Consider the following 7,584-nt stretch of genomic DNA (forward strand, 5'->3'; position numbering starts at 1 on the left):
GGGGTCAGAACAAGATTTGCTTAAAATCCTGCGCTAAGCTCGAACGGACTGTGAACATCACGCTGTCCGAAGGATCCGACCTGGGCTTCGCAACGACCTGAATCCTTCAGGAATTTGTTGCTCTGTGTCCCAGGAGTAGATGCCGGTCAGATTGATATGCTCCCAACTGAGCGGCGAGATGTGTTTCAGCACGTCATCTGGAATATTCCGCCCCTGCTGGCGCAGATGAGCGACTGCTCGGCTGAGATAAACAGTATTCCAGTGCACAATCGCGCTGACGACCAGGTTGAGCCCGGAGGCGCGGAAAGCCTGGCTATCATAAGAGCGGTCACGGATTTCGCCGCGTTCGTGGAAGAAAACGGCACGCTTGAGCTTATGGGCGGCCTCACCTTTGTTGAGACCAGCCTGACACCGCCGGCGCAGCGTTAGGCTCGAATACCATTCGATCATGAACAGTGTCCGCTCGATGCGGCCGATCTCGCGGAGCGCCTTGGCCAGGTCATTGGCTTTCGACGAGGTTGCAAACATCTTGAGGATGGTTGACGGCGCGACAGCTCGTGTGGTGACCGACGCGCCCAGGCGCAAGAGATCGTCCCAATTCTCCAGAATGAGCGTGGTGTTGATTGGCGTGCCGATATGATTGGCCAAGGCCGGGTAGGTATCGGCTTTCTCGAAGGTATGGAATTTCCGGTCCTTAATGTTGCGCAACCGCGGAGCGAAGCGCTTGCCGACGAAAGAGAACAATCCGAACACCTGATCGCTGGCGCCGCCGGTATCGGTGAACAGTTCCTCGATCTCGAGGATGGTGTCATGGTCAAACAATCCGTCCAGGACATAGACGGCCTCGCTCTCGGTCGGGCTGATCGGCAGGATGCTGAAGTAGCCGTACTGATCGGAAAGTCCGCTGTAGAATTTCGTGCCCGGTTCGCTGCCGTAATGCAGATTGATGTCACCGCGCTTTGCCGCCCGATCGCTGGCCCGGAAGAATTGACCGTCGGACGATGCGGTCGTTCCGTCGCCCCAAAGGCGCGAGTGCGGATGAAACGTATGTGCATCGGTCACGCAGGCCTGCGCCGCTCGATAGGTCTCGGACCGGGCGTGGAAGGTTCGCATCCAACCTATTTGATGGGCGCTGATCCCTTTCGAAGCTCCGGCCATGCGTTTTGGGCCGAGATTTGTACCGTCCGCGAGCACACCTGCGAGCATCGCCGGAATGCTTCGCGGCACGTCTCCCGTTCGGACATGGGAGAACTGGTCGGCAAAACCGGTCCATTCATGCACTTCCTGGAGCAGGTCGGGAATCTCCACGAGCGGATACATTTCGGAGATCTCGGCGTTCAAGTCTTCGGCCGCAGCGGGAACATCCCTGGCATGCGGCGTCACGATCAAGGTTCCCACCTCAAGCCTGACGCCTTCGAGCTTTCCATTACGGGCACGATACGCCAGCCGTTTGAGGTTGAAGTCCATCATTTGCTGGACCTCGGCCAGCCACGCCTCGCCGTCGCTTTGCACGCCGAGGCCGAGTTTGTTTTCCTCCTTGAGAGCGACAAAAACGGGCTTTGGCATAAGATGTTCATCAATCGGCCGGAAGGCCCGGCTGCCTTCGACCCAGACATCGCGGGATCTGAGCCGATCACGCAAATGAGCGAGCGTCGCAATCTCATAGAGTCGGCGATCCGGCTTACCTTTCTCGAAGATCAGCTTCCTGTCCGACTTTGAAAGATGGGCAACCGGGACGCGGTCCGGAAGAACGCGCCTGCTTTCGGCATAAAGCGATCGGAGGGCTTCTATTGCGGCCAGCAACGGATCGTGCCGACGGCGTGACTGGAAAGAAAATGTTTGGAGGAAAACTGCCGCATATTTGCGAAGGTTACCGTATTGCTCGGCCGCCAGCGCTAACGGGGAAGTGCGGTTGCTTTCGACGATGGCTTCGAGACCTGGCTTGATTTGCAGTAGCCGGTACCAGCCGACCTGCCGGTTCAATGTGTCGATCGCATCTTCACCTGTATCGTTAGCTGCCTGCAAGGCCACGATCGTGTCGAGGAACAGGCGCAATGCTTTTGATGTTTCAGCACGGGTGTTCATATGCCGCTGCTTTTTGCGGTTGTTGGCCTTTGAGAACAATCGGCCGAGCAATTTGATGAACATGGTCATCGCGTCGTCGGTGAGTTTCTGGCCAAGCTTGATGACCTGCACCACAAGTGTCGCGCGCCGACGACTGGCGGTAAAGTCGTTGGCAAGCCAAGCCGGCGTGGCATCTCCTTCACGAACCATCTGATCCCAACGTCCAGACGGAATACGAGCCTGCAATTGGGGATCGATCCCAAGCGAGCGCAGAAACGCGATGCGCTCTGTCAAACCGATCAGGTTCATCGCACCCGGGGCGTCCGGAGCTGACTTCAACCAGTGAAGGCGGGTCTGGCTGATCACCGGATCGCCGCTCAGCAGACCGTCGAGAGTCTCCAGTGTCTCCGGTGATAGGTCTGAGATCAGCGCGACTTCAGCACGACGACGCGCGATAGTTCGTGCCAGCAATCCCAAACGTTCAATAACATTCGCCACAGGCAACAACACGCGGCGTTCGCGAAACGTTGCGATGATGGCATTCGCGATCGGCAAGCCTTTGTCGGTTGCAGAAGCCGCCTGCATCGCGGCCAACAATGCCGCTCGGCGATCCTGGGCTGCCGCACTCCTCATTCCAAGATATCCAAGTAAGTGCGTGATGTGATTGCTGCGCGTTTCCTCGCGCCGGGCATACCGTTCAAATGAAGCAGGATCGGCTCCAACCTGTTCGGCAATATAGTTGAGCACTGCCTTTGGCGGAGCTTCGTTGACCGAGAGTACCCGGCCCAGATGGCGCATTACGCAAAGCTGTATCGCGAAACCGAGCCGATTGTGTTCTCTTCTGCGAAGCTCGATTTCAAGCCGGTCGGCTGGTGACAGGGAATAATGATGGATCAGGCTGTCTTCGTCGGTGGGGATATCGAATAGTTCCTGTCGCTCCTGAACCTTGAGAAGCATCCGCCGGGCCATCTTTCACTCCATACTATGCAAGCCGATGACCCATGTCTGTGTCCGAAAACGTCCGATTGCGTACAGGGCTTAAATACCCTGTCCACAAATTAGCTTGACTGCATTCTGGACAAGCAGATAATTTGAACAGCCTTTTCGGACAGGATTGACGCCATGTCACGCACTTTCGTCTATGCCCGCGTCTCCACGCCCGGCCAGACGACCCAAAACCAGATAGAAGAAATCCGGGCGGCGGGGTTCCACGTCGAAGACCGCCGGATTGTTACCGAGACGATTTCCGGCAGTGTGCCGATAACGCAGCGTCCGGAATTCTCTCGGCTGGTGGACCGTCTGGAACCTGGCGACATTCTCATCGTGACGAAACTCGATCGCCTCGGCCGGGATGCGATAGACGTCAGTTCAACAGTAAAGGCATTGGCCGACGAAGGAGTACGGGTCTACTGTCTTGCACTTGGCGGTGTCGACCTGACGAGTTCAGCCGGCACGATGACCATGAACGTGCTCAATGCCGTTGCCCAGTTCGAGCGAGATTTGCTAATCGAGCGAACGCAGTCAGGCTTAAGACGTGCCAAGTCCGAAGGGAAAGTTCTGGGTCGGCGGCCAAGCCTGACAGACAGCCAAAAGCAAGATGTGCGGGTTGCGCTGAATTCCGGCAAAAGCATTTCCGCTATTGCCCGAGCATTTGGTACCAGCCGTCAAACAATCATGCGGGTGCGTGACGAAATCCGTTGAGCAAGAAGCAGGATCGGATTTCCATTCTTCGAAACGAGGGCTATCAAGAATGCAAACTTTCGCGGCATATGTCGGCGCAGCCGTTTTTGAAATAGCGGGATGTTTTGCATTTTGGGCTTGGCTGCGGCTCGACAAATCAATCTGGTGGATCGTTCCGGGTCTCGCTGCGCTGAGTCTATTTGCATATTTGCTCACGTTGGTAGATAGCGCGGCCGCAGGTCGTGCCTATGCGGCCTATGGAGGTATCTACATTGCGAGTTCTCTCATATGGCTCTGGCTGGTCGAGGGCGTCCATCCTGACCGCTGGGATCTCTTAGGTGCAACCATCTGTATAGTCGGGGCTGCGATTATTATTGCCGCGCCTCACTCACGCGTTTAATCGGGCGGCATTATCGAGATCTAATTCCTGCATTCAATCTGAATAACAACGCCGCCTGGAACAATGCCGACGCGGCAGAAATCACGAACACTGTTTCAAGCCCTGAAACGGCCACGATCACCCCGCACAACAACTGAGAGCCGCTACATCCTTTTCGAAAGTCTGCGCAGCAAGCTTCAACCCTTCAACCGTTGTGAGGTATGGGAAGATCATCGCGCCGAGCTCCTCGTAAGTCATTCCCGCCTTAAGCGCCATCGTCGCGGTCTGGATACTGTCGGCACCTTCCGGAGCAAGTATATGTGCCCCGAGCAACCGCTTGGTGTTTCCGTCCGCGACAAGTTTTATGAGCCCGCGCGTGTCCCGGGCAGCGAGCGCCCGGGGTACGTGCTCGAGCGACAACACTGAAGTGCGAACAGTTTGGCCGGCAGCCTTTGCCGCGGCCTCTGTGAGACCGACGCTGGCAACCTGAGGGTCAGAGAAGACGATTGCCGGCATGGTAGTGTTGTCATAGACTAGACTATCGCCGTTCATCGCGTTTTTCGCAGCCAGTTTGGCACCGCAGGCAGCCATATAGACGAATTGGTCACGTCCGGTTACATCACCGGCGGCGTAGACATTCTTGTGGCTGGTACGCATCCGGTCATCGACAAGGATCGCGCCACGCCGGTCGGTGGCGATTCCTGCCAGGTCCAACGCAAGATTTTGCGTGTTGGGCGTACGACCTGTCGCAAGCAGAAGGTCCTCCGCTTCCAGGGTCTCGGTTCCATCTTCCGTTTCCACCCTCAGTGCAATGTGGCCATCACGCTTCATGACTTCCGTGTAGCTCTTGATGGTTCTGACGATAATTCCCTCGTCTTCGAACGCGCGCGTCAGCGCATTACCTATTTCCGGTTCAGCCTCAGGCAGCAATCCTCGGCGGCTGACTATGGTGACGGCCGTTCCCGTGCGTGCAAATACTTGGGCTAATTCAACACCGATGTATCCGCCTCCCATAACAATCAACGACGCAGGGCGCTTCTGAACTTCGAGGATTGATGTGCTGTCGTGAGGGCGTACCTGGGTCAGCCCGGGAATGTCAGGCACCTGGGGCCGGGATCCCGTGGCGAGGATGATCTTGTCCGCAGAGATAACCTCTCCATCCAAAGTCAGCTGACCGCCAGCAATGAAACGAGCCTCACCTTCCAAATAGACGATGTTGTTGTGTTGGGGCAGGACGTCGATATATTTTGCAGCTCGCAGGTCATCGACCAGCGCCTGTTTTTGGCGGATAATGGCGGCCCAATCCGTGATCTGCGCCGTCGCCTCTATCCCGTCAAATCTCTCGGCGGCTTTTGGGGAGTGCATGACCTCCATAGCCCGGATCATCGCCTTGGACGGTACACAACCGACATTGACGCAAGTCCCACCGATGACACCGTATCCAAGAAGCGCGACCCGAGCACCTTCCTCGGCCGCTGTGATTGCGGCAGAAAATCCCGCTGACCCTGCGCCAACCACAGCCAGATCGTAAGATCCGTTCTTGTTCGAACAACAATCAGACATTTGGGTTTCCTTCATTGCGTTGACGTCGTGCGTTGCGAACAAGCGCATAAACCGTGAGGAGTACAAAGGCGAGAAGAGCTGGCAACAGGACATAGTCGAGAACGCCAACGAAGGCCGATAGCCCGACCGCGCCGAACAATACGACGATAACCGGTGTGAAACAGCACAGCGCTGCGATCACTGTACCGATCACCCCTGTCGCCAAGAGCTTATTGTTCATTTCAGATTTTCCCTATTGTCTTCCCGGCAGCCAGACCCGACCGAGAGTCGCAACCTGTGGCGCAGGAAATAAGCGAAAAGACCCGCGACCGCGGCAATCAGCACGGACAACACAACACCCGAACCGAATAGCTGGGCGATCAATCCGGTTGCTGCGGAACCAACAAACGCCAGGCCGCCACCACAGCAGATAATCACTACGGGAGCGGCAACCGCCGTTGCCAGTATCATACCCAAGGACTTGTCACTCATGGGTTAGCTTCAGGAGTTCGAACCATCGTCCAGCAAAACCGCCGTGTACCCATATGTGGCGGGTTGTGCGACGATCTCCTCCATATCCGTCACAGCGTCGTCGAAAGTGATCGTGTAGACACCGGAGCGGCCATCCTCGTGCTCTTGGAAATTCAGGATCTCGACGCTCTCGGATTTTTGCAACGCCTCGCCAACGATGTAAGAACAGGACGGGCACCAAAGGCCTGTGACCTCAATCCGCGCTTTTCGCTCTTCTGCATGGGTTGCCCCAGTCGCCAGGAGCAAAACGGCAAGTGTCATAAATGTCTGTTTCATGGAGAATCCTTTCTCAGTAACCGAGTAGTGGCGGAGCGAAGTATGGGAAAGCCAAGGAGAGCACGACAATGAAAGTTGCACCCCACAGTGCTCTTTTCATGAACCGCTTTTGCAGAGGCCGTTCGCAGCTTCCATCATTACAGGCCTGCGGCGTCGGCCTGTACACTTTCCAGAACCCGTAACAGAGTGTGCCTCCGGCAAACGCGAAGAAGACCCATTTGTACTGGTAGAGCGCTCCGAGCTGACCAATCCATGCGCCTGTGGCCCCGAGGCTGAAAAGCACCAGCGGCAGAATGCAGCAGGAGGTCATTGCAAGAGCGCCAAGTATGCCGCCAGCGGTGGCGGCTCTCGCACCCAGATCTCTCTCCCCTTTGGTCCCGGGATGTATTTCTGACGTCATTCTGACACCCTCAATTGATCCATCTAAGGTGAAGGCGTACTGTCTGTAGCCACTACAGATGCAAGGAGTTTTCCTATGTCCGGGATCACGAACGCGCGAGGCTATCTGATTGGGGCAATGTCCAGCGAAACCGGCGTGAATATCGAGACGATCCGTTACTATGAACGCATCGAACTGATGCCGAAGCCTGACCGGACTGCCGGAGGCAACCGGCAATACACCCACGACCACCTTCAACGATTGTCATTTATCAAGCGGAGCCGGGAACTTGGGTTCAGCATCGACGAGATCCGCGCGATGCTGAAAATGGTCGACCAGAAAGGCATCAGTTGCGGTGAGGTGCATGCCATGACAATGGAACACCTGAGCTCTGTAAGGGAAAAGATTCAGCACCTGAAGAAGCTTGAAAAGGCTCTTACTAATATGGCGTCTGAATGCGCGAAGGGAGATGTCCCGAACTGTCCGATTATCCAGACGCTCTTTGAAGCGTAGTAACTATTGGGTGATTGACTGTCCCGGCAAGTTGCTCGCCCTGGGGGCCGTTCCGGCTGTTTACACCTGCCAAACGCAGTGCTCAAATATGCCTGTGCGAATTTCTCCTTAAATGAAGACTGTTGTTGTGGCAGGTCGCGATTATCAGACTGGTCGAATCGAAAGTTCGGTGTTCGTTCCAGCTAAGCGCAGGATTTATTGCAAATCTTGTTCTGGCCCC

Annotated in this window: 9 protein-coding genes; 3 read left to right on the plus strand and 6 right to left on the minus strand. The window is 56.1% G+C overall.

Features of this window, described 5'->3' with window-relative positions; all coding sequences use genetic code 11:
* Window positions 1-57: 57 nt before the first annotated feature.
* A complete protein-coding gene (locus tag HEP89_RS29615) occupies window positions 58-3,033 on the minus strand; it encodes a Tn3 family transposase (RefSeq protein ID WP_075282898.1) in 2,976 nt (991 codons plus the stop codon).
* Window positions 3,034-3,186: 153 nt separating this feature from the next.
* Between HEP89_RS29615 and HEP89_RS29620 the strand changes: the two genes are divergently transcribed.
* On the plus strand, window positions 3,187-3,765 hold the full coding sequence (locus tag HEP89_RS29620; protein ID WP_168693849.1) for a recombinase family protein: 579 nt from the start codon (window positions 3,187-3,189) through the stop codon (window positions 3,763-3,765).
* Window positions 3,766-3,814: 49 nt separating this feature from the next.
* Window positions 3,815-4,144, plus strand: coding sequence for a YnfA family protein (locus HEP89_RS29625; protein ID WP_168693850.1), 330 nt, complete (start codon window positions 3,815-3,817; stop codon window positions 4,142-4,144).
* Between the two features lie 117 nt (window positions 4,145-4,261).
* Here the strand turns inward: HEP89_RS29625 and merA are convergent, their stop codons facing one another.
* The 5 genes from merA to HEP89_RS29650 are packed head-to-tail and all read right to left on the minus strand — an operon-like array spanning window position 4,262 to window position 6,872.
* Window positions 4,262-5,701, minus strand: a complete 1,440-nt coding sequence (gene merA, locus HEP89_RS29630; RefSeq protein WP_228873469.1) for a mercury(II) reductase — start codon at window positions 5,699-5,701, stop codon at window positions 4,262-4,264.
* Window positions 5,679-5,906: a mercury resistance system transport protein MerF gene (gene merF, locus HEP89_RS29635; protein WP_075284033.1), complete on the minus strand. Its 228-nt coding sequence runs from the start codon at window positions 5,904-5,906 to the stop codon at window positions 5,679-5,681. Before merF ends, merA begins: the two co-directional genes overlap by 23 nt.
* The gene (locus HEP89_RS29640; protein ID WP_075284032.1) at window positions 5,903-6,157 is read right to left on the minus strand and encodes a hypothetical protein; all 255 of its coding nucleotides are present in this window, start codon (window positions 6,155-6,157) and stop codon (window positions 5,903-5,905) included. Before HEP89_RS29640 ends, merF begins: the two co-directional genes overlap by 4 nt.
* Before the next feature lie 9 nt (window positions 6,158-6,166).
* Complete coding sequence (locus HEP89_RS29645; protein WP_075284031.1) at window positions 6,167-6,472, minus strand: hypothetical protein; 306 nt, start codon at window positions 6,470-6,472, stop codon at window positions 6,167-6,169.
* Between the two features lie 13 nt (window positions 6,473-6,485).
* Window positions 6,486-6,872 (minus strand): mercuric transporter MerT family protein, encoded by a 387-nt coding sequence (locus HEP89_RS29650; protein WP_075284030.1) that lies wholly within the window; start codon window positions 6,870-6,872, stop codon window positions 6,486-6,488.
* A 75-nt stretch (window positions 6,873-6,947) separates the two neighbouring features.
* On the opposite strand from HEP89_RS29650, the gene HEP89_RS29655 reads away from it, so the two are divergent.
* Window positions 6,948-7,364 (plus strand): helix-turn-helix domain-containing protein, encoded by a 417-nt coding sequence (locus HEP89_RS29655; RefSeq protein WP_075284029.1) that lies wholly within the window; start codon window positions 6,948-6,950, stop codon window positions 7,362-7,364.
* Window positions 7,365-7,584: the final 220 nt, after the last annotated feature.

Source organism: Labrenzia sp. 5N (genome assembly GCF_012395805.1).
Taxonomy (GTDB): Bacteria; Pseudomonadota; Alphaproteobacteria; order Rhizobiales; family Stappiaceae; genus Roseibium; species Roseibium algicola.